The sequence below is a fragment of the Streptomyces sp. NPDC018693 genome (assembly GCF_044391385.1).
GTDB lineage: Bacteria > Actinomycetota > Actinomycetes > Streptomycetales > Streptomycetaceae > Streptomyces.
Genome location: NZ_JBIRZZ010000004.1, coordinates 103,480 through 124,979, shown reverse-complemented (window position 1 = coordinate 124,979; position 21,500 = coordinate 103,480). Strand labels below are relative to the sequence as shown.

16 protein-coding genes are annotated in these 21,500 nt (G+C 70.9%); 10 read left to right on the top strand and 6 right to left on the bottom strand.

The genetic code is table 11. The annotated features are described in order from the left end of the window. Positions 1-3: 3 nt before the first annotated feature. A complete protein-coding gene (locus ACH5AC_RS12605) occupies positions 4-774 on the bottom strand; it encodes a helix-turn-helix domain-containing protein (protein WP_398861737.1) in 771 nt (256 codons plus the stop codon). A gap of 73 nt (positions 775-847) precedes the next feature. Here ACH5AC_RS12605 and ACH5AC_RS12600 point away from each other — a divergent pair, with 73 nt between their 5' ends. Both ACH5AC_RS12600 and ACH5AC_RS12595 read left to right on the top strand, forming a co-directional pair. After that, entirely contained in the window at positions 848-1,666 is an 819-nt protein-coding gene (locus ACH5AC_RS12600) for a phytanoyl-CoA dioxygenase family protein (RefSeq protein ID WP_398861736.1), read from the top strand. Then, complete coding sequence (locus ACH5AC_RS12595) at positions 1,663-1,938, top strand: hypothetical protein (protein WP_398861735.1); 276 nt, start codon at positions 1,663-1,665, stop codon at positions 1,936-1,938. The genes ACH5AC_RS12600 and ACH5AC_RS12595 overlap by 4 nt, the downstream gene beginning before the upstream one ends. A gap of 20 nt (positions 1,939-1,958) precedes the next feature. Here ACH5AC_RS12595 and ACH5AC_RS12590 read toward each other — a convergent pair whose 3' ends face one another. Further along, positions 1,959-3,851 (bottom strand): amidohydrolase, encoded by a 1,893-nt coding sequence (locus ACH5AC_RS12590; RefSeq protein ID WP_398861734.1) that lies wholly within the window; start codon positions 3,849-3,851, stop codon positions 1,959-1,961. Positions 3,852-3,952: 101 nt separating this feature from the next. Between ACH5AC_RS12590 and ACH5AC_RS12585 the strand changes: the two genes are divergently transcribed. Then, positions 3,953-5,011: a LacI family DNA-binding transcriptional regulator gene (locus tag ACH5AC_RS12585; RefSeq protein WP_398861733.1), complete on the top strand. Its 1,059-nt coding sequence runs from the start codon at positions 3,953-3,955 to the stop codon at positions 5,009-5,011. A gap of 57 nt (positions 5,012-5,068) precedes the next feature. Further along, entirely contained in the window at positions 5,069-5,620 is a 552-nt protein-coding gene (locus ACH5AC_RS12580; protein WP_398861732.1) for a LacI family DNA-binding transcriptional regulator, read from the top strand. Positions 5,621-5,692: 72 nt separating this feature from the next. Here ACH5AC_RS12580 and ACH5AC_RS12575 read toward each other — a convergent pair whose 3' ends face one another. Together ACH5AC_RS12575 and ACH5AC_RS12570 are read right to left on the bottom strand one after the other, a co-directional pair. Next, on the bottom strand, positions 5,693-7,372 hold the full coding sequence (locus ACH5AC_RS12575; protein ID WP_398861731.1) for a cellulase family glycosylhydrolase: 1,680 nt from the start codon (positions 7,370-7,372) through the stop codon (positions 5,693-5,695). A gap of 74 nt (positions 7,373-7,446) precedes the next feature. Next, the gene (locus ACH5AC_RS12570) at positions 7,447-8,976 is read right to left on the bottom strand and encodes a glycoside hydrolase family 43 protein (protein WP_398861730.1); all 1,530 of its coding nucleotides are present in this window, start codon (positions 8,974-8,976) and stop codon (positions 7,447-7,449) included. A gap of 346 nt (positions 8,977-9,322) precedes the next feature. Here ACH5AC_RS12570 and ACH5AC_RS12565 point away from each other — a divergent pair, with 346 nt between their 5' ends. From ACH5AC_RS12565 to ACH5AC_RS12545, 5 genes are read left to right on the top strand one after another with little or no spacing between them, the layout of a single operon-like run. Beyond that, complete coding sequence (locus tag ACH5AC_RS12565; RefSeq protein WP_398861729.1) at positions 9,323-12,196, top strand: glycoside hydrolase family 3 C-terminal domain-containing protein; 2,874 nt, start codon at positions 9,323-9,325, stop codon at positions 12,194-12,196. Then, a complete protein-coding gene (locus ACH5AC_RS12560; protein WP_398861728.1) occupies positions 12,193-13,593 on the top strand; it encodes a GH1 family beta-glucosidase in 1,401 nt (466 codons plus the stop codon). The genes ACH5AC_RS12565 and ACH5AC_RS12560 overlap by 4 nt, the downstream gene beginning before the upstream one ends. After that, a complete protein-coding gene (gene yicI / locus ACH5AC_RS12555) occupies positions 13,590-15,872 on the top strand; it encodes an alpha-xylosidase (protein ID WP_398861727.1) in 2,283 nt (760 codons plus the stop codon). Before ACH5AC_RS12560 ends, yicI begins: the two co-directional genes overlap by 4 nt. Before the next feature lie 22 nt (positions 15,873-15,894). Continuing rightward, a complete protein-coding gene (locus tag ACH5AC_RS12550) occupies positions 15,895-17,445 on the top strand; it encodes an RICIN domain-containing protein (protein WP_398862199.1) in 1,551 nt (516 codons plus the stop codon). A 23-nt stretch (positions 17,446-17,468) separates the two neighbouring features. Beyond that, positions 17,469-17,894: a contact-dependent growth inhibition system immunity protein gene (locus tag ACH5AC_RS12545; protein ID WP_398861726.1), complete on the top strand. Its 426-nt coding sequence runs from the start codon at positions 17,469-17,471 to the stop codon at positions 17,892-17,894. 38 nt (positions 17,895-17,932) lie between these two features. Here the strand turns inward: ACH5AC_RS12545 and ACH5AC_RS12540 are convergent, their stop codons facing one another. Further along, the gene (locus tag ACH5AC_RS12540) at positions 17,933-18,496 is read right to left on the bottom strand and encodes an HXXEE domain-containing protein (protein ID WP_398862198.1); all 564 of its coding nucleotides are present in this window, start codon (positions 18,494-18,496) and stop codon (positions 17,933-17,935) included. A 218-nt stretch (positions 18,497-18,714) separates the two neighbouring features. Here ACH5AC_RS12540 and ACH5AC_RS12535 point away from each other — a divergent pair, with 218 nt between their 5' ends. Further along, on the top strand, positions 18,715-19,278 hold the full coding sequence (locus ACH5AC_RS12535) for a hypothetical protein (RefSeq protein WP_398861725.1): 564 nt from the start codon (positions 18,715-18,717) through the stop codon (positions 19,276-19,278). Positions 19,279-19,524: 246 nt separating this feature from the next. On the opposite strand, the gene ACH5AC_RS12530 is transcribed toward ACH5AC_RS12535, so the two are convergent. Continuing rightward, positions 19,525-21,003, bottom strand: coding sequence for a non-reducing end alpha-L-arabinofuranosidase family hydrolase (locus ACH5AC_RS12530; protein ID WP_398861724.1), 1,479 nt, complete (start codon positions 21,001-21,003; stop codon positions 19,525-19,527). Positions 21,004-21,500 lie beyond the last annotated feature (497 nt).

Here is a 21,500-nt window from a genome sequence, read left to right as displayed (position 1 = left end):
GCCTCACCCCCCGGCCGCCCGTACGTCACGCGGGCTCGCCCCGAGCTCGCGGCGGCACGCCTTGTTGAACGCCTGCAGGTCGGCGATGCCCACGGCCGCGGCGACGGCGGTGATGGACAGAGTGGAGGACAGCAGGAGATGGCGGGCGCGCTGGAGGCGTCGGCGCCGGATGTACGACACGACCGTGAGGCCGGTCTCGGCACGGAACACGCGCGTCAGGTGCGTGTGGGAGATCCCGACGGCGCGGGCCACGTCCGGTACGGACAGTGGTCCGGCCAGATGCTCCTCGACATATGCCTGTGCGGCGGCCACGAAAGGATGGCGGCGCCCGGCTCCCTCGCCGCTCGGCAGCTCGGCGATGCGCCACAGAGCGGCCCAGACCTGGGCGGATGCCCGCGCGGGAGACGTCGGCACGGCCGTCACGGCGTGTCGGAGCAGATCGGCGAGGCGTGGGCTCTCGGCCGCCGCGTCCTGCATCACCGGGACCACCCGAGCGGCTCCGCCGTCGTGCAGCCGCAGATGGACGTAGAAGTGCTCCGATCTGCCCCGGTAGTGAAAGTGCACCTCCGTGTTCGGCGGCACCAGGCTGACATGACCGGGCCGGATGGGATGGAGCGACTGCCCGAGAGAGAGCTCGCCCGAGTAGTTGTAGAGGTGCAGCTGCCACAGGTCGGGCAGCCGGAAGACGTCGTGCGCGGTGGAGACGCCGTGCACCGCGATGCCGGCGTCGACCACGACGGGCGGCCCGTCGAGCCGTAGCGTTACGAGCTTCACGAGGACGGAAAATTACCAGCAGTGGACGATTTCCGCCCACGACCGAGCGGGACGGGACACGTACGTTCGTCGCATGCCAACCAGCAAGCAACTCCTGACATCCGTTCAGGTGGCGCGCTTCGTCGCGCAGGGATTTCTGCGCCTGGACGGGGTGGTCCCGCAAGAGATCAACGAACGGGCCGTCGCCACCTTGGCCGACGGCCTGCCGGAGGTGTCCTACGGCACCCCGCTGGGCGGGGCGTTCGCGCCCGACACCTTCGTCCATGAGCTGCTCGCCCTGCCGGCCGTCGCCGGCGCCGTGCAGAGCCTGGTCGGCCCCGAGCCGACCGTCGACCACCATGCCGTGCATGTGCGTGAGCCGAACGAGGGACAGGCGCAGAACCTCCACGGGGACGCGATCATCGACGTACGGCCCGACGCGTTCGACATCCAGCTCATGTACTACCCGCACGAGGTGACGGCCGAGATGGGCGGCACGCTCAGCGTGCCCGGAAGCCATCTGCGCAGGATCAACGAGACGGACATCGGCCGTGTCCAGAACCTCAGGGGGCAGACACGGCTGACCTGCCCGGCCGGCACGGTCGTCCTGGTGCACCACGGCATCTGGCACGGCGGCCGCCGCAACGACACCGCGCGCCGTCGCTACATGTACAAACTCCGCCTCAACCCCACCGTGCCGCAGGTCCGCCTCTGGGACACCTCCGACCTGCGCGACCCGGCCGTGACCGCGGAACTCAACACGTACTTCCCCTGGTACGAGGGGGCCACCGCCCGACTGGAGATCTACAACCGGGTCCTGCTGTGGCGGGCCCTGACCGGCGACGACTCGTTCGACATCGACTACTGGGTCACGCGCGTCAGCAACCGGCCGACCCTGAGGAGCCCCGCATGAGGCAGCAGGTCCTGGTCCTCTATCTCGCGTCGTCGGCGCTCGACTCCCACGTCGTGGGCTGGTCCCGGTACGACGGGACGGGCCGGACGAGTCCGACGACCGGGGACAGCGACGAGCCGCCCTACCCGACCGGGCTCGCCGCGCTGCACGACGGGTGGCGCCTGTTCCAGGCGTCCCAGCTGCTGCCGCCGCAGCACGGCCACGAGTACGACGTCTCCTTCCTCAAGCACGAGTTCTTCTTCGAGAAGCTCGGCCCGACGCCCGCGAGCTGACGGGCCGGTGCCCCGGCGGGTCAGTGCCCTCGGCAGCAGGAACCGCCCGGCGTCCGGCCCGTGCCCAGCACACCCATGTGCCGCGCCGCCTCGACGCGGACGCGCCCCGTGTGCGATCCGGCGTCGTGGACCACGTGTCCGGAGATGAGTGTGTACCGGACCCCGGCGGCGCGGATCTCCCGCACCGGCGCCTTGGTGATGTCCCGGTCCAGGACGACGAGATCGGCCCGCCAGCCCGGGCGTATGGCTCCCGAGACGTCGTCGTGCAGCTGGCGTGCCGCGCCCGTGGTGTGCATGAGCAGCGACTGGGTCCGGGTCAGACCCTCGTCGGCGCCCAGCGGCGGCTCGTTCAGCTCAGGGTCGCTGCGGTCGATCGCGGTGGCGATCTGGGTGAAGGGGGCCAGCGGGTCGACCGGCCAGTCCGAGCCGCCGGCCAGCCAGGCCCCCGCCCGGGCGAGACTGCGGGCGGGGTACAGGCGCGCGTACCGCTCCGGCCCGATGTAGGGCCGCAGCGCGTCCCGCGTGAACGTGGTGGACGCCGCCCACTGCAACTGCATGCTCGCCACCACTCCGGCCCGGGCGAAGCGCCCGTAGTCGTCGGGGTGGACCAGTTGGAGGTGCGCGATGGTGTGCCGTCCCGCGCGGCGGCCGGTGCGGGCGACGGCCTCGTAGGCGTCGAGGGCCGTGCGTACGGCACGGTCGCCGAGGGCGTGCGCGTGCATCTGCCAGCCGTCCGCGTCCAGAGCGGCGACGAGCGCCCGGTAGTCCCGGTCGCCGACGTGCAGGTCGCCGCGGTGATCGGTCGGCCTGCCCGAGGCGTCCAGGTACGGATCCAGCAGGGCGCCGCTCTGCGCCGGGAACTCCATCACGCCGTCGAGGAACACCTTCGCCGTGGTCAGCCGCAGGGTGTCCGGCCCGGTATGGCGGCGCCGCACGTCGCGCAGGAACTCCGCCGCGGCCCGGGGCTGCTTGGCGAGTTCGGTGTCGATCAGCAGCGCGGGGGTGATGTGCTGGGGCAACAGGCCCCTCGTGATGAGGTCGGCATAGGTCGTGAGGCTGTCCTCACTGCTGGCGGCGTCGAGGAAGGACGTGATGCCGGAGGCCAGCAGCGTGTCGGCCATCCTGACGAAGGCGCCTTCGAGCAGATCAGGACTCGGTGGAGGAATCACCCGGGAGACGAGGCCCTGTGCGTCGTCCTTGAGCAGTCCGGTCGGCTCCCCGCCGCCGTCGCGGACGATCTGTCCGCCCGCCGGGTCGGCGGTGGTGCGGTCGACTCCCGCGAGGGCCAGCGCCCTGCTGTTGACGAGGCTGTTGTGGAAGTCCGAACCCTGCAAGTAGATCGGGCGAGAGGTGTTCAGCGAGTCGAGCAGCGTCCTGTCGGCCACCGTCCCCGAGGGCAGCAGCCCGACCGGGTTCCAATCGGTCACCTCAAGCCAGCCGTCCGGCTCCTGCGCCGCCGTCGCGTCCAGCATCTCCTGCAGCCGGGCGCGGAACCGGGGCACCGTCATGCTCTCATTGCGTAACGACGGGTTCAGAGACTGCACGGCTGCCCCGAGCGGGTGCATGTGCCCGTCCTGGATGCCCGGCATGACCGTGCCGCCTTCGGCGTCGACGACGACCGTGTGCGGGCCGATGCGCCGGCACATGTCCGCGTCGGAACCCACCGCGAGAATGTTCCCGTCGCTGCCGAGGGCCACCGCCTGAGCCCGGGCGCCGCCATGGGTTCCGGTGAGCACCCGCCCGTTCACCACCATGGTGGCCACCCGCACCGGGGACCGCCCGGTCGTGGCCCGGGCGGCCGTACCGGTACCGGCCACCGCGAGGGCGCCCGTCCCGGCCGTGGCCGGCAGCGTCCGCCGGTGCAGCGCGCCACCCGCGCGCCCCTCGGGCCTGCCGTCGGACACATCTGGCATCAGATCACTCCTCACCCGGCGGCCGGTCCTGGCCGCCGTCGCCGGTACGCTGCGTGATTAACTTCTTAACCACAAGCGGTGGCAAGGCAGTTGGGGTGCGCATGAACAGCTCGCGGGCCTGGCGGCGTCCCACCCTGGGCGCCGTCGCCGCACGCGCCGGGGTGTCCACGGCCACGGTGTCCAACGCGCTCAACGGCACCGGACGGCTCTCCGAGGCGACCAGGCAGCGCGTCCTCGCCGCCGCCCGCGACCTCGGCTACGCCCCGATCGGCACGGCCCGTGCCCTGGCCCGAGGTGCCACCGGAGTGCTCGGCCTGACCATGACGACGTACGGCGACCTTCCCGTCCCCTACACCGAGATCCCGTACTACGCGCAGCTCACGCTGGGCGCGATGGCGGCGGCCCACGAGCGGGGCTATCTGCTCATGGTGATGCCGAGCTCGATGCAACCCTGGATGTGGCTCAACACCCCCATGGACGGGGTCATCCACGTCGGACCGCGCGCCGACGACCCGGTGCGCGCCGTGCTGCGGGAGCGGGGCATCCCGATGATCAGCGAGGGCCGGCCGCCCCGGCCGCACTGGTACGACGCGTGGGTGGACGCCGACCACGAGGCGGGCCTGCGCCTCCTGCTCGACCACCTCGCGGAGCGCGGCGCCCGGCGGATCGGGCTCTCCCAGCCCCTGCACGACGACGCCTACCCGCGCCTGATCGCACACGCCTACCGGGCCTGGTGCGACGAACACGGCAGGCCCGCCCTCACCGAGGAGTACGCCTCCACGCCCGACTACTTCGCGGCCGAACAGGACGCGGTCGGCCGGCTGCTCGCCCGGGAGCCGCGACCGGACGCGGTCGTCGGCGTGTACTCCGACTCCGGCCACACCATCCTCGCCGCCGCCCGGCACCACGGTCTTCGGGTGCCACGGGATCTGCTGGTGGCGTGCGTCAGCGAGGATCCCGACTACGAGCGGACGTCCCCGCCCGTCACCACGCTCAGCCTCCGCCCGGACCAGGTGGGAGCCGAGGCCGTCGACCTGCTGATCGCCGTCATCAACGCACGCAGCGGCGTGGACCGGCGCAGGCTCGTGCGGCCGGTACTGCTCCCTCGCCGGTCCACCCGTCGTCCGGCGCGGTGCGCGAACGCGGGAAGCCCGAGTTGAAGCGCCTCGACATCGGCCGTGTGGACGGCGGCAGTCGAGGGATGGGGAAAGGCGACCGTGCCGGACAACCGATCGGAAGGACCCTCGGCGGACGACCGGGGTGAGCGTCGCACCGGGCCCGCTTCGGTGACGGTCGCGTACATCGCCGAGTCCGCAGGCGTCTCGTCCCGAGTGTCGAAGGTCCTCAACGGCAGGTCCGGGGTCTCGGACGAGACCCGGGCCCGCGTCGAGCAGCTGATCCACCAGCACGGCTACCGCAAGCCCCCCAAGAGCCGCAGCAATGTGGTGGAGCTGGTGTTCCGCGAGCTGGACCACATGTGGTCCGTGGAGATCATCCGCGGTGTCGAGCGGGTGGACCATCGACGACACGGTGGAGCGGCGGCCCCAGGCCGTTCTGTCGGTGGCCCAGCTCACCGAGGACGAGCGACCGCCGTGGCGTGGATGGATCCGCCGCTGACCACCGTCCATCAGCCGCCGGCCGAGATGGCGGGGGCCGCCATCGAGCTGGCCCTGGCGCTCGGCCGGGGCGAGGAGGTGCCGCAGACGGGTCTGGAGATCGCGACCACTCTCACCGTCCGGGAGAGCACGGATCCGCCGAAGGCGGAGTGAGGCCGCCGGGCGACGGACGGATGTGCTCCGGCCGCCCGGGGGAGCGGGCGGCCGGAGGGAGGGGAGGGCCGGTCAGACGACCGTGCCGGTGACCGAGTCTCCGGACTTCTTGACGTGATACATGACCTTCTTGCCGCTGTAGAAGTGGAAGGTCAGTGTCACCAGTTCGCCGTCGCGCAGTGAGTCCAGGAACTCGGGGGTCAGGATGATCGTGCCGTTCGGGTAGTCCGGCCGGAAGGAGTTGTTGAACTCCTGGTACGGGGTCCAGTCGGTCTGGCCGGCGTTGCTGCCGTCGCCGTACCTGGCCTCCATGGCTGCCACCGTGTCACCGTTGTACTGCGTGGGGATGGCGAACGCGTCGGTCCTGCCCGTGGCGTCGGACAGCACCGGGTCGTCGTAGGTGACCACCTCGATCCGCCAGGGCAGTCCCCGGGAGAACCGGGCCTCGAGCGTGGCGTTCACCCCGTACTCGCGGTCGCCGGTCAGCCGGGTCAGCGCGTCGGCTGTGAGGACGAGCCGCGTCTTGTCGAAGAGGGTGTAGTCGCGTCCCTCGACGAGCCTGGTCGTGCCGTGCCACAGGCCCCGGAACTTGGTGCCGTTCAGATACAGGGTGAGGCCCTTGGCCGTGATCGGCTCCGACTTCGGCACGTAGACCCTGTCGAAGGAGGCCGTTCCCGAACGGGTGGTCCAGCTGGACTTGATCCAGTCCATCAGGGCGGGGTCCGTCCACTTCAGGGTCTCCCGGTTCAGGTAGGCCCAGGTTCCGGGGTCCCACAGCGCGGTGGTGACTCCGGCGAGGCGCGCCGCGTGTCCGAAGTGCTCGTAGTACTTCAGCGCCTCGCCCCGCTCGACACGGGAGGGATGGTTGTGGTCGGGGTAGCCGAGCAGACCGTACTCACCGAGGTAGACGGGAATGTTCCTGGCGACGAACGTGTCGCGCATGCGGGCGAAGGCGTCGTTCAGGTCGTTCTGGGCGACCTCGTCGTAGTGGGTGCCGCCCGCGATGTTGATGCTGAACGGGTACCAGCTGTAGTAGTGCACGGTGGCGACCAGGTTGCGGTCGTTCAGCGACTTGATCGTGGTGTACAGGTCGTCCATGAGGTTCTGGGCGGGCGTGCACCCGTCCGTGGGCAGCACGAGCAGGCGGTCGGTGTTCCCGCCGCCCGAGTCGCGGACGATCTTGTGGAAGGAGGTGTTCAGCTCGTTCAGGAGCTTGGCCTTCTGCTCGGCCGTGGCGTTCTCGAACTGCGGCTCGTTGACGCTCTCGAAGAGCAGCGTGCGCGGCTCGTCGCGGAACGTCCGGGAGATCTGGGTCCAGGTGGAGTTGAAGCGGGCCAGCACTGCGTCATGGTTGGCGGGCATCTCGTCGATCCACTGCCACGAGTCGTGGTGCACGTTGAGCACGACGTACAGGCCCTCGTCGAGCGCCCAGTCGACGACCTCCTTGACGCGGCTCATGTACGCGGCGTCGACGGTGTAGGGCGCGGTGGCGGACTGGTGGTCGGACCAGGTCACCGGGACCCGGACGCTGCGGAAACCCTCCGCCCGGATGGCGGTGAACAGTTCCCTGGCGGCCTTCGGGTTGCCCCAGTTCGTCTCGTGGGGGATGGCGTCCAGGGTGTTGCCCAGGTTCCAGCTCGGCTGCATCGCGGCCACGACGTCCATGGCACGGGCCGGAACCCTGACGGACTTCGTCGACTCCGCCGTGTCGTCGGCCGCGGCGGTCGAGGTGCCGCCTGCCAGTCCCAGCATGACGATCAGCGTCATCAGGAGGCCGGCCAGGCGTCCTGGACCGCGACCGCGACGACTTCTGCGTTGCGTGGCTGTCACGTGCTGTTCCTCTCTCGGTCGGGCGTACGGGTGGGTTCGACCGGTTCGAGGTCGAACCAGTCGAAGTGCACGATGCCTTCCGCCGCGTACAGGCCGATGACCCGGCCGGTGAAGCCGCCGGCGACCTCGGTGGACAGATAGCGGCCGTCGAGCGCCGCGAGTTCGGTGAACGTTCCGTCGGGCTGCTCGACGCCGAAGGAGACGACGTCGGGTCCGGTGCACGGGCCGAGCGAAGGGGGCTCGGAGACCGTGACACCGAGCACCACCGGCCCGGCGGGCACGGGCCCTTCGGCCACGACCGTGCGCAGGTCACCGACGCGCGCGATCACCCGTACGTCCGTCCCGGTCGCCTCGATCGCGTAGTGGTGCCGCTCGTCGAGCCGGACGGCGAGGCCGCCGCGTCCCTCGGACGGGTCGATCAGAGCGCGGGCCCGGCAGGTGAGGTGCTGCTGGCGGCGGCCGGTGAACACCACGTCGGGTTCGTCCAGGGAGCTGCCCCGCGCGCGGAGCGTCAGCCATCCGGGGCGTTCCTTGGTGGTGCAGTGCTCGGCGGGACGGTCCCGCACGGAGATCCAGGACGGGGCCAGTTCGGTGAGCTCGAAGTCGTCCCGCCGCTCCTGGACCGGGCCGGGGGAGAGCGGCCAGGGGAGCGAGGCGGGGTCCGGGGCCACCTCGCCGACGACCGGCCAGCCCTCCTCCCAGGTCACGGGGGCCAGGAAGGTCTCCCGGCCGAGCACGTGCCAGCCGGGGGTGCCGCCGCCCGGCCGTACGCCGAGCAGGACCATCCACCAGGAGCCGTCGGGGCCCTGGACCAGGTCCGCGTGGCCGGTGTTCTGCACGGGGTGGTCGGTGCCCCGGTGGGTGAGGACCGGGTTGGCGGGGCACGGCTCGAACGGGCCGTTCGGGGTCCGTGCGCGGGCGATCGACACGGCGTGGCCGCGTTCGGTGCCGCCCTCCGCGATGAGCAGGTACCAGTACTCGCCGATCCGGTACAGGTGCGGCGCCTCCGGGGCCTTGGCGCCGGGCTTGCCCGACCAGAGCCTGTGCGGAGTGCCGTACGTCTCTCCGGTGGACGGGTCGATGCGGACCTGCGCGACCCCGGCGACCGTGCACCAGCAGGTGCCGTCCTCGTCCCAGGCCAGGTCGGGATCGATGCCGGGGACGCCCGGCGCCCGGATGGGATCCGACCAGGGGCCGGCCGGGTCGGTCGCGGTTACGAGGAAATTGCCGCCGCCCTCGCTGGCGTTGGTGACGATCAGCCAGAAGCGTCCCTCGTGGTGGCGCAGAGTGGGGGCGTAGATGCCTCCGGAGGACGACATGTCGGCCGGCAGGCGCAGTTGCTCCGGCCGGTCCAGGACGTTGCCGATCTGCGTCCAGTGCACCAGGTCGCGGCTGTGGAAGAGGGGTACGCCGGGGAAGTACTCGAAGCTGGAGCAAGCGAGGTAGTAGTCGTCGCCGACCCGGCAGATGCTCGGGTCCGGGTGGAAGCCGGGGATGACGGGGGCGGCCCGGTGCTGGTTCGGCAACTGCGGTTTCCTTTCATGGCAGGGGCAGGCGAATTTCACGGGTGGCCGGGTGGGCGGGTGGCCGGGTGGGCGGTGGTCCCCGAGTGCCGCCGCCCTCCTAGCCCTTGATCGCGCCGGTGAGCACGCCGGTGCATGTGGCGGCCCTCCCCCAGTTCGCACTGTCGAAGCGCTTCACTTGGCAGGGGAAGTTAACGGACTTTTTTCCTGCGAAACAAGAGTCTGGAACCAGAGAAAGTTTCCTTCTGCAGGTTCCATTGACAGCGTGCCGGGTCAATGGCAGCGTCGATGCGCTTCGACAACTCGCCTCCAACCGACTTTCGCACCCGTCTGCAGAGGGATCCGTTTCGTGGCTTCTCCGTCCTCCGCCCCCACCCCGCCGCCCTTTCGCGACCCCGCGCTTCCCCGGGACAAACGCGTCGACGACCTGCTGGAACGGCTCACCCTTGACGAGCGGCTCGCCCTGCTGCACCAGTACGCCCCGGCCGTCCCGCGCCTGGGCATCGCCTCGTTCCGCACCGGAACTGAGGCGCTGCACGGCGTGTCCTGGCTGGGGGTGGCGACCGTCTTTCCCCAGGCCGTCGGGCTGGGCGCGTCATGGGACGAGGAACTCGTGCGGACCGTCGCAGAGGCGGTCTCGGCCGAGGTGCGCGCCTTCCACCGGCACCGGCCGACCTCGACAACATCCGGCACCAACAGCCTGCAGACCTGGGCGCCCGTGGTGAACCTGCTGCGCGACCCGAGATGGGGCCGAGGCGAGGAGGGCTACTCCGAGGACCCGCTGCACACCGCGCGCCTCGGTACCGCCTACTGCCAGGGCCTGGCCGGCGACCATCCCGACTTCCTGCGCGCGGCCCCGGTGCTCAAGCACTTCCTCGCCTACAACAACGAGAACGGCCGCAGCGTCACCTCCTCCGGCCTGCGCCCGCGCGTGCTGCACGAATACGACCTGGCCGCCTTCCGCCCGATCATCGCCTCCGGCGCGGCCACCGGCGCCATGGCCGCCTACAACCTGGTCAACGGCCGCCCCTGCCACATCAGTCCGCTCATCGAGGACGAACTGCGCCGCTGGGCGCGGCACACCGGCCACGAACTGTTCGTGGTCAGCGACGAGGGAGCCCCCAGCAACCTGGTGGACCCGCAGCACTACTTCGAGGACCACGCCACCTCCCACGCCGCCGCGCTGAAGGCCGGCATCGACAGCTTCACCGACCACCGCGAGGACAGCGCGACCGTGATCGGCCGGCTGCGCCAGGCGCTGGAGCGCGGACTGATCGAGGAGGAGGACGTGAACCGGGCGGTGCGCCGCCAGCTGCACCTCCGCTTCCGGCTCGGCGAGTTCGACCCCGACCTCGACCCGTACGCCGGAATCGGCCCGGAGGTGGTCGACAGCCCCGAGCACCGAGCCCTGGCCCTGCGCGCCGCGACCGAGTCGGTGGTGCTGCTCAAGAACGACGGCCTGCTGCCCCTCGACCCGCGTCGCGCACCACGGATCGCCGTCATCGGGCCGCACGCCGACACGGTGTACGAGGACTGGTACAGCGGCACCCCGCCGTACCGGATCGGCGTCGCAACCGGCCTGAAGGGCGCGCTCGGAGGGAACGGCGAGGTCTCCTGTGTGTCGGGCGCCGACCGCGTCAGGCTGCTCTCCCGCTCCTCCGCCGAGCCGCTGGGCGAGTTCGACGTCCAGGAATGGGGCGACGGCGTCCTCACCCTGCGCGACACCGCCACCGTCCGCTACCTCGGCGTCGGCGACGACGCCTCGCTCGTCACGGAGCGCGTCCTGCTCAAGACCTGGTTCGTCGACGAGACCTTCCTTCTGGAACCCGCCCCGGACGGCGAGGGCGACACGGTGCTGCTCCGCCACGTGCGCACCGGCCGCTACGCCGCCCTCGATCCCGCCGACGGTCGGGTGCGTGTCACCGCCGAGACCCCCGGGACGGCCGAGCGCTGGCACCGCGAACTCCTGCGCGACGGCGCGGCCGAGGCACGGGCCGCGGCCGAGCAGGCCGACGTGGCGATCGTCGTCCTCGGCAACCACCCGATGATCAACGGCCGCGAGACCGAGGACCGTACCGGAACCGCCCTGCCCGAGACCCAGCAGGCTCTGCTGCGGGAGGTCGCCGCCGTCCGCCCAAAGACCGCGCTCGTCGTGATGAGCAGCTACCCCTACGCGGTCGACTGGGCCGACGCGCACCTGCCCGCCGTGCTGTGGACCTCCCACGGCGGACAGGAGACCGGCCGCGCGCTGGCCGACGTCCTGCTCGGCGCGGCCGACCCCGCCGGCCGGCTGCCGCAGACCTGGTACCGGGGCGACGACCCGCTGCCGCACCCGCTCGACTACGACATCATCAAGGCGGGCTGGACGTACCAGTACCACCGGGCCGCACCTCTCTACCCCTTCGGCCACGGCCTGTCGTACACCGAGTTCGCCCACCGCGACCTGCGGCTGTCCGCGCCGGTCATGGCCCAGGACGGGGCGGTGGACGTCTCGGTGACCCTGACCGGCACGGGCACACGGCCCGGCAGTGAGGTGGTCCAGCTCTACGTCCGGGCGGTCGACGCCCGCTACGAGGCGCCCCGGCTCCGGCTCGCGGACTTCCGCAAGGTGCGGCTCGACCCCGGGCAGAGCCAGGAGGTGACCTTCCGCCTCCCCGCCGAGCGACTGGCGCACTGGGACGTCGCCGCGGGCGCCTTCACCGTCGATCCCGGCCACTACGAGGTGCTCGTCGCCCGCTCGGCCGAGGACATCGTCCTCACCGCCCCGCTCACCGTCAGCGGTACCGCACCGGCACCGCGTGCCCTGGTGGACCGGCGTACCCGCGCCGTCGACTTCGACGACCACACCGGCGTCACCCTGGTCGACGCCACCCGCGCCACGGGCGATGCCGTCGCCCCGGCGGATCTCGCTCACCCCGCGACGCTGCTGTTCCGCTCCGCGGACCTGACGGGCGCCTCCCGCTTCGAGGCCGAGGTCGCGCGCACGGCCGGCGGCCCGGTCGAGGCGCGGCTGGAGGTGCGGGCGGCGGATCGGCTCCTGGCCGACATCGACGTACCGGTCACCGGCGACCTCTACGCGTGGACCACCGTGACCGCCGTGACGGCGGCCCGGGGCGAGGGCCGCCACGACGTGTCCCTCACCCTCCACGGCGACTTCCGGCTGGCCTCCTTCCGTTTCGCCGCGACCGATGACGCCCGTGGTCAGGACGGCGGTGCCCCGTGAACACCCCGCCCCTCCCGCAGCTGCCGGCCGGATTCCGCTTCGGCGCGGCCACCTCCGCCTACCAGATCGAGGGCGCGCACGACGAGGACGGCCGGGGCCCGTCCATCTGGGACACCTTCAGCCACACCCCCGGGCGCACCCACGCGGGTGCCACCGGCGACACGGCCGCGGACCACTACCACCGCCACCGCGAGGACGTCGCGCTGCTGCGTGAACTCGGCGTCGACGGCTACCGGTTCTCGATCGCCTGGCCGCGCCTGCTGCCCCAGGGCAGCGGCCCGGTCAACACCAAGGGCCTGGACTTCTACGACCGCCTCATCGACGACCTGCTGGCCGCCGGTGTCGCACCCGCCGTCACCCTCTACCACTGGGACCTCCCCCAGGCCCTCGAAGACCGCGGCGGCTGGCGGGTCCGCGACACCGCCGAGGCGTTCGCGGCGTACGCGGCGCTCGCCGCCGACCGCTACGGCGACCGGGTCGAACGCTGGATCACCCTCAACGAGCCCTACTGCTCCGCCTTCACCGGCCACGCCGAAGGCCGTCACGCCCCCGGCACACAGGAGGGACGGGGTGCCCTGGCCGCCGCCCACCACCTGCTCGTCGGCCATGGCCTCGCCGTACGAGCCCTGCGCGCCGCGGGCGCCGGGGAAATCGGCATCACCCTCAACCTGGACCGTATCCACGCCGCCTCCGACCGGCCCGAGGACCTGGCGGCCCTGCGCCGTGCCGAGGTCCTGCACAACGACATCTGGACGGAACCCCTCTTCGCCGGCCGCTACCCTCGGCACGAGGCCGAGACCTGGGCGGGGCTCGCCGACGGCCCCTGGCGGCTGCCGGGCGACCTGGACCTGATCGGCACTCCGCTGGACTTCCTCGGCGTCAACTTCTACCGGCCCCTCACCGTGACCGCCGCCCCGCACCGCGTGGCCGACCCCGAGCACCGCACCGCCGTGGACATCGGCGTGGCCGAACGGGACCCGTACGGCACCCGGCACACCACCATGGGCTGGCCGGTCGTCCCGTCCGCCCTCACCGAGCTGCTCCGCGAACTCCATGGTCGCCACCCGCGGCTGCCGCCGATCTGGATCACCGAGAACGGCTCCGCGGAGGCCGACACGGTCTCGCCCGACGGCCGCGTCCACGACCCCGACCGCATCGCCTTCCTGGCCGACCACCTCGCCGCCGTGGCCGACGCCGTCGCCGCCGGGGTGGACGTACGCGGCTACTACGCCTGGTCGCTGCTGGACAACTTCGAGTGGGCGCGAGGCTACGACCAGCGCTTCGGCCTGGTCCACATCGACTACGACACCCTGACCCGCACCCCCAAGGACAGCTACCACTGGTACCGGGGCCTGATCACCGCGCACCGCGCGCGGACGGAGGAACCTGCCCGATGAAGTTCACGGACGGCTACTGGCTGATGCGTCCGGGCTGCACCGCCCGCTATGCCGCCGAGGTCGCCGACCTCCGCGCCGACGACCACCGGATGACCCTGTACGCGCCCGTGAAACGGGTGAGCCGCCGCGGGCAGACCCTCAACAGCCCGCTGCTGACCGTGGAGTGCTGGTCCCCGGCCGAGGGGGTCATCGGCGTGCGGACCACCCACCACGCCGGATCGGCCCGCCGGGGACCGGAGTTCGCGCTGCCCGGCGCGGGCGGGGACGCCGGCAAGGTGCGCCGGGACGGGGCCGTGCTGGAGCTGTCCTCCGGCGACCTGACCCTGCGGGTGGACACGGAGCAGCCCTGGCGACTGGAGTTCACCGCCGACGGACACGTGCTCACCTCCGCCGGTGAGCGCGGCACCGGCTTCGTCACCGACGCCGGGGGACGGCACCACATGGTCGGCCAACTCGCCCTGGGAGTGGGCGAACTGGTCTACGGACTGGGTGAGCGGTTCACCCCGTTCGTCAAGAACGGGCAAGCGGTGGACATCTGGCAGGCCGACGGCGGCACCAGCAGTGAACAGGCGTACAAGAACATCCCGTTCCACCTGACCAACCGTGGATACGGCGTCTTCGTGAACCACCCCGGCAAGGTCAGCTACGAGATCGGCTCCGAGTCGGTCGGCCAGGTCCAGTTCAGCGTCGAGGACCAGTCGCTGGAGTACTTCGTCGTGTACGGCCCGACCCCCAAGCAGGTCCTGGAGCGCTACACCGCGCTCACCGGCCGCCCGGCCCTGCCGCCGGCCTGGGCCCTGGGCCTGTGGCTGAGCACGTCGTTCACGACCGACTACGACGAGGCGACCGTGGGCCGCTTCATCGACGGCATGGCCGAGCGCGGCATCCCGCTGAGCGTGTTCCACTTCGACTGCTTCTGGATGCGCGGCTACCAGTGGTGCGACTTCGCGTGGGACACCGACACCTTCCCCGACCCGGCGGGCATGCTGGCCCGGCTCAAGGAGCGGGGACTGCGCGTCTGCGCCTGGATCAACCCCTACATCGCCCAGAAGTCGGAGCTGTTCGAGGAGGGCATGCGCGAGGGCCACCTCGTACGCCGCCCCGACGGCAGCGTGTGGCAGTGGGACCTGTGGCAACCGGGCATGGCCCTGGTCGACTTCACCGACCCGGTCGCCCGCGACTGGTACACCGGCAAACTGCGCACCCTGCTCGCCCAGGGCGTGGACTGCTTCAAGACCGACTTCGGCGAACGCATCCCCACCGACGTCGTCTGGCACGACGGCTCCGACCCGGAACGGATGCACAACTACTACACCCACCTCTACAACCAGGCCGTCTTCGACCTGCTGCGCACCGAGCGCGGCGAGGGCGAGGCGATGCTGTTCGCCCGCTCGGCCACCGCCGGCGGCCAGCAGTACCCGGTCCACTGGGGCGGCGACTGCGACTCCCACTTCAACGCCATGGCCGAGTCACTGCGCGGCGGCCTCTCCCTGGGCCTGTCCGGGTTCGGGTTCTGGAGCCATGACATCGGCGGCTTCGAAGGCACCCCGACACCGACCGTCTTCAAACGCTGGGTGCAGTTCGGTCTGCTCTCCTCGCACAGCCGCCTGCACGGCAGCGGGTCCTACCGCGTCCCCTGGGACTACGGCGAGGAAGCCGTCGAGGTCACCCGCGAGTTCACCCTCCTCAAGCACCGCCTCGCCCCCTACCTCCAGCGTGCCGCCCAGCAGGCCCACACCACCGGCGTCCCCGTCATGCGGGCCATGGTCCTGGAGTTCCCCGAGGACCCCACCGCCGCACTGCTCGACCGGCAGTACATGCTCGGGGACGACCTGCTCGTCGCCCCTGTCCTCACCGACGACGGCACGGTCGAGTACTACGTGCCCGAGGGAACGTGGACCAACATCCTCACCGGCGCACCTGTCACCGGCCCCCGCTGGGTGCGTGAGCAGCACGGCTTCCACACCCTGCCGCTGCTGGCCCGCCCCGACTCCGTGATCCCCCTCGCCGCCGACGACCAGCGTCCGGTCTCCGCCTGGGCGGACGGCGTCGAACTGCGGCTGCACGCCTTCGCGGACGGTGCCCGTCGCACGGTCGTGATCCCCCGCACCGACGGCCCCGGCGAGACGGCCCGCTTCGACCTCCACCGAGAGGGAGACCGCCTCCACGTCACGACCGACAGTCCGCACTCCTGGCGGCTGCGGATCGGCGGCCCCGACGGAACCGTGCACACCGGCATCGCGGGGTGCGCGACGACCGACCTCCGCTACGACCAGTGAAGGAGAGGAAGGGATGAGGGACATGCGCATGCTGCGTACGGGCGCCGGGCCGAGGCGAACCGCGGCGCTCACGGCGGTGACCGCCCTGCTGGCGGCGCTCCTGACCGCGCTGGGCGCCGCAGGCCCGGCGCACGCGGCCACCGTGGACCTCAACGCCTGGTACGTGCTGGTCAACCGGGCCAGCGGCAAGGCGCTCGACGTGTCGGGAGGAAGCACGGCCGACGGCGCGTCCGTCCAGCAGTGGGCCCGTCACGACGGGGCCAACCAGCGGTTCCAGTTCGTCGACTCCGGCGGCGGCTACTACCGGCTCAAGGCACAGCACTCCGGCAAGCTGCTCGACGTGTCCGGTGCGAGCACGGCCGACGGCGCGGACCTCGTGCAGTGGAGCGACACGGGCGGCCCCAACCAGCAGTTCCGGCCGGCCGACTCACCCGACGGCCACATCCGTCTGATCAGCCGCAGCAGCGGCAAGGCCGTCGAGGTCCAGAACGCCTCCACCGCGGACGGCGCCAAGGTCGTCCAGTACACCGACTGGGGCGGCGCCAACCAGCAGTGGCGACTGGTCCGCGCGACGGGAGTACTGGCGCAGGTCCACACCGCGGGGCGGGTCAAGGACACCGGGAACACCGTGCAGTACAGCTGGCCCGGCGTGTACTTCGAGGGCACGGTCAGGGGCACCGGCGTGGGCATCGTACTCAACGACTCGGCCGCCGACTACGACGTCCAGATCGACGGATCCACCGTCACCACGCTCGTCACGCCCGGCGACACCACGCACTGGATCAACGGCCTCCAGGACCGCACGCACACCGTCCGGCTCGTCAAGCGCAACGACACCCCGGGGGACACCAGCGTGTTCGGCGGCTTCGTCGCCGCGCCCGGAGGTGCCGTACTGAGCAAGCCGGCCGCCCGCACCCGCCAGATCGAGTTCATCGGGGACTCCCTCACCGTGGGCTACGGCAACCTCTCGACCTCCCGCGACTGCACCGCGGACCAGGTCAGGCGGACCACCAACACCGACGTCGGCTACGGCGCCCTCACCGCCCGCCAACTGAACGCCGACTACCAGATCAACGGCTACTCGGGCCTCGGCATGGTACGCAACTACGACGGACACTCACCGGGCACCACGTACCGGACCTACTACGACCGCGCCCTGCTGAACGTGTCCGGCGACGTCTGGCAGAACCCGGGCACCTGGCGCCCTCAGCTGGTGGTGGTCAACCTCGGCGCCAACGACTTCTCGACCGCCGTCAAGCCCGGTGAGCCGTGGACGACCGACAGCCTCGCGGCCGCCTACCGCACCGCCTACGGCGACTTCCTCCAGAAACTGCGGACACGCTACGGGGCCGACACGACCATCGTGGCGGTCGGCGCCGGCCAGTACGCCGGCCATGTCCAGCAGGTGGTCAAGGCGCGCAACGACGCCGGCGACAGCCGGGTCCGCTCCTGGTTCCTCGACGACTCGGGCCTGGACTTCCTCGGCTGCCACTGGCACTACTCGGCCCGCGACGACCGGCTCATCGCCGACCGGCTGACGTCGTTCATCGCCGGCCTGCCGATCGGCTGGTGACGGCACCGTCCGAGAATGAACCCGTGGATCATCTGCTGCACCTCGACCGCACGCTCGACGAACTGGACCCGCCCCGGTGGGCGCCCGCTCCCGCCGACGCGACCCACTTGGTGCGCACCGTGCATGAGTTGCGGCGCGTACCTCTGGGCGAACTCGATCCGGCGGCGCTGCGCACGCTCCTCGCACAGCGGGTGGCGCTGCCTCACGTCCTTCCGCTCGCAGCGCGCCTGCTGATCGAGGACCCGTTGCTCGACGCCTGTTTCTACGAGGGCGACCTGCTGCTCGCCGCCGTCAGCGCCCCTGCCTCCGCCTGGACCCCGCTGCCAGAACTCGGCGCCCGACTGCGGACCGTGATCGCGGCCTTGCCTCAGGCAGCGGTCACCCACCTGCCACGGGGTGCCGCCGAGGAGTTCGCCCGCTTCGTCTCCGGGCCCGCAGCGCTTCGCTGACCTGACCTGCGCGCTGCGGTGAATCCCCGCCCAGGTGGTCAAGTCCGGGACGGCGTTCGGTTCCGGCCGACAGCCCGTCGCGCCATCACATGCGTCCCGACCGTGGCAGCCGCGGTCAACGCGAGGCCCTGCACGATGTCGCGGGGACGGGTCGGGTGCAGCACCCCAGCCCGCCGCAGCCGGCCGCGGGCCCAGAGCGTGAAGGGAATGACCACCAACGGCGAGGTGGCCGAGCCCGGCGTGTACCCGCGGACCACGGCGGCCTGCCCCAGATGCACCAGAGCATGCAGCCCAAATCCGTTGAGGGCCCCCTGATAGAAGGCAGAGCGCCCGCCGGTGCGGTACCCGTCGGCCGCCGCTGCGGCCACCACGACGGCCATTCCGGCGACGGCGGTCGCGAACTCGCGCTCGTCGATGGACTCCAGACGCCGCCATATCCGATCCGGTACCTGCGGAAAACGTTCCCGCAGCTCGGGCACCCGAGAGCGTGTCCACCGCGGCACCAGGACCACTTCCTCCGCATCGTGCGCCGCCCACGCTGCCAGCAACCCGAGGGTCACACCCGCGCCGACGCCACGCTGCCCGCTCTCCTGTCCGCTCATGGACAGGCAGTCTGTCAGCACGCCCGGCCCCACGCTCAACTCGCGCGCGTTTACCGGCAAGTAGTAATTCACCCGGAGAACGCTGTGAGCACGCGTCCTGAGGTTCGTCCGGTTCTTCGGCCGGAGGTCCGGCGTTCCCCCGGGCAGGCCGTTACAACCTTCCGCCCCACCCGGTCGTCTTACCCACATCGGCGGTACGCGACCAAGGGAGGACCATCATGCGACGCATGGGAGCGGCGGCAGCGGCACTCGTTCTCGCGGGCACCGTGCTGGCAGCGGGGGCGACCACCGCGGGCGCCGCACAGGCGACCACGGCAGCCGCCACGGCCTGCCCCACGGGCTGGGGCAGCGGCGTCAAGAGTGGTGTGGCCACCGGCGCCGCGCCACTGCAGAACATCAGGACCGGTCGGCACGACTGCTTCGACCGTATGGTGTTCGACGTCCCCGGCGGCGCGAACATCGGGTACTACGTCAGGTACGTCGACCGCCTCCACCAGGTCGGTTCGGGGGACTACATCCCGGTCGGGGGCGGGGCCGTCCTCGAGATCCGTGTGGCCGCCCCGAGTTACGACCCGAACACCGGCACCCCCGTGTACCCGGGACAGGTGGCCCGCCCCCTGCCCGGTGTGAACATCGCCGGCTACAGCACCTTCAGGGACACCCGGTTCGCCGGCAGCTTCGAGGGCGAGACACAGGTCGGTCTCGGCGTCCGGGCCCGGCTGCCGTTCCGGGTGATCCAGCTGCCCGACCGCCTGGTGGTCGATGTGGCCCACACCTGGTGACGACCGGCCTCAGCGGCGACCGCTGAAAGCGCGAAGGCCCTGACCTCGTTGATCGCCCGCGCACGCCGGCGTCGCTCCCACCGCGGCCATCGCCGCGGGATGCCCCTCGGACCGGTGAGCATTGCTCCCCCCCCCGGCGCTCCGTCGCCGTATGAGTCCTGACGTTGTCGCGTGACCTGGCGGGCTCGGCCTACCGCCGAGCCCGCCACGCCGGCTCCATGCCGGAGCCGGATCCGAGTCACGCCGTCAGCGCTGCAGTGTCAGCAGGCCCGGACGGTAGGGGAGGAGACCGTAGTCGCCGCCGGAGTTGGGGCTGCGTCCCTGGTAGAGCAACTGCAGGTTGCAGGGATCGACGGTCATGGTCTGATCGGGGCTGGTGCGGAGCAGTTCGCCGTGGCTGATGTCGTTGGTCCAGGTGGCGCCGCTGTTGGCCTTGCCGGCGAAGGGATTGCTCTCGGTCGCGGCCTGGGGTGTCCATGAGCCGTTCAGACTCGTGGCTGTGAACGAGCGGAAGTAGCGGTGCTCGTTCGCCCCCCGGGCCTCGACGATCATGAGGTACTTGTTCTGGCCCTGGAGCTTGTAGACCTGCGGGGCCTCGAACAGGTTCTTCACGGTGTCGCTCATGATCGTCGTGTACGACGAGCCGAAGCTGCCGGGGAAGTTCCCGATCGGCATGCTCGCCCGGTAGATCTTGCCGTTGTCGCCGGCGAAGAACAGGTACATGTTCGACCCGTCGGCGATCAGCGTGTGGTCGATGGGGCCGGTTCCGGAGTCGGCGATCCTGCCGGTGAAGAGCACCTGCTCCGAGGACCAGCCGTTCGGGTTGGAGGGATCACTCGACGTCCGGTACGAGAAGGAGGAACCGCCCCACTGGTAGGCAAGCACCCAGATGTTCTTCGGCGCGAAGTAGAAGAGCGAGGGTGCGACGGCGGTGAACGACAGCGTGTTCTGGCCGGCCGTGCCCATCTCCGGCCAGTTGGTGAACGGGGTGAAGTTCATCGCGCCCCATGCCTTGCCCGTCCCCGCGGCCCCGTGGGTCGTCGCGTAGACGACCTGCTTGCCGTTGTGGCGAGCGACGGTGAAGTCCTTGAGCGAGGCCCATTCGGGCTTGGGCTGTGCCAGTGCGCCCGTGGACGACCAGCGGTACGTCGAGGGGAGTTCGCACGTGCCCGGGGTGCCGGAACCGACCTTGACGAGCTGCCACTGCTGGTTGGCGCCGCCCCAGTCGTCGTACTGGACGATGTTCGCGTTGTCGGCGGTGGAGGCACCCTGCACTTCGAGGGCCTTGTTGCTGTGGCGCGAAATCAACCTCACGTAGCCGTCCGAGCTGTCGGCCAGCCGCCACTGCTGGTTGGTGCCGTTCAAGTCGGCCCACTGGACGATCGCGCCGCCGTTCGCGGTGGACCAGTTGTGGACGTCCAGGACCTTGCCGGAGTGGCGGGACTTGATGCGGTAGTAGCCGCCTCCGGAGTCGACGAACTGCCACTGCTGCTGGTTCTGATCGTTCCTGGTCCACTGGGTGATGCGGGCGCCGTCGCTGGTCGCAAGGTTGTAGACGTCCAGGGCCTTGCCGCTGTTGCGGTTGACCAGCACATACGAGGCGTTGGGGTCGACGGTCGCCGCGGCGGCGGGCTGGGCGCCGAGGAAGGTGGCCACGAGCAGCAAGGGCGCAAGGACGGCGAGCAGTCGTCTCACGAGGAGCGGGGACGGACGGCGAAGCCACATCAGAGGGCCTCCTTTTCTGGGGGGCGGGGGGGAATTGACCCGATGAACCGCGGAGCGGCCGCCCCCGGGGGGTCAGGGACGGCACAGGTGCGAAGGCGGCCGCATATGCCGAAGAGTTGGTGCTCTGGGTGCTCAAGCCGGTGCAGTTCGCCGTGGACCGAGATGAGAGAGGTCTCCGGCCGTCAGTTCAGTCGGAAAACTTACGGAAACTTCTCGGACTCTTTGACGCCACAAGGTAGGAATGCGGGGCCTCCCGGTCAAGGTATGGCGCCGATCTGTCCGTAAACAGCGCCTCTCCTGCGCCTGAGGAGTCGTCCTCCGACCGGAAACCATGCCCCTCGCCGCCTCGAGGCCGCTCAAGGCCGGGGTCTCGAAAGTTTCGGACAACGAACGGAAATTTCTTCTGTGAGGAGTGTTGACGATCCACCGTCAATCCCTCAATCATCCCTGTCTGAGACGCCGGTCACAGTTCGGGATTCCGGACAGCTGTGGCCGTG

What these genes read in the sequence shown, in the direction of transcription:
- ACH5AC_RS12600 (WP_398861736.1), top strand. Translation starts at nt 848, where the DNA reads ATGCCAACCAGCAAGCAACTCCTGACATCCGTTCAGGTGGCGCGCTTC.
- ACH5AC_RS12595 (WP_398861735.1), top strand. Translation starts at nt 1,663, where the DNA reads ATGAGGCAGCAGGTCCTGGTCCTCTATCTCGCGTCGTCGGCGCTCGAC.
- ACH5AC_RS12590 (WP_398861734.1), bottom strand. Translation starts at nt 3,851, where the DNA reads ATGCCAGATGTGTCCGACGGCAGGCCCGAGGGGCGCGCGGGTGGCGCG.
- ACH5AC_RS12585 (WP_398861733.1), top strand. Translation starts at nt 3,953, where the DNA reads ATGAACAGCTCGCGGGCCTGGCGGCGTCCCACCCTGGGCGCCGTCGCC.
- ACH5AC_RS12575 (WP_398861731.1), bottom strand. Translation starts at nt 7,372, where the DNA reads ATGCTGGGACTGGCAGGCGGCACCTCGACCGCCGCGGCCGACGACACG.
- yicI (WP_398861727.1), top strand. Translation starts at nt 13,590, where the DNA reads ATGAAGTTCACGGACGGCTACTGGCTGATGCGTCCGGGCTGCACCGCC.
- ACH5AC_RS12550 (WP_398862199.1), top strand. Translation starts at nt 15,895, where the DNA reads ATGCGCATGCTGCGTACGGGCGCCGGGCCGAGGCGAACCGCGGCGCTC.
- ACH5AC_RS12540 (WP_398862198.1), bottom strand. Translation starts at nt 18,496, where the DNA reads ATGAGCGGACAGGAGAGCGGGCAGCGTGGCGTCGGCGCGGGTGTGACC.
- ACH5AC_RS12535 (WP_398861725.1), top strand. Translation starts at nt 18,715, where the DNA reads ATGCGACGCATGGGAGCGGCGGCAGCGGCACTCGTTCTCGCGGGCACC.
- ACH5AC_RS12530 (WP_398861724.1), bottom strand. Translation starts at nt 21,003, where the DNA reads ATGTGGCTTCGCCGTCCGTCCCCGCTCCTCGTGAGACGACTGCTCGCC.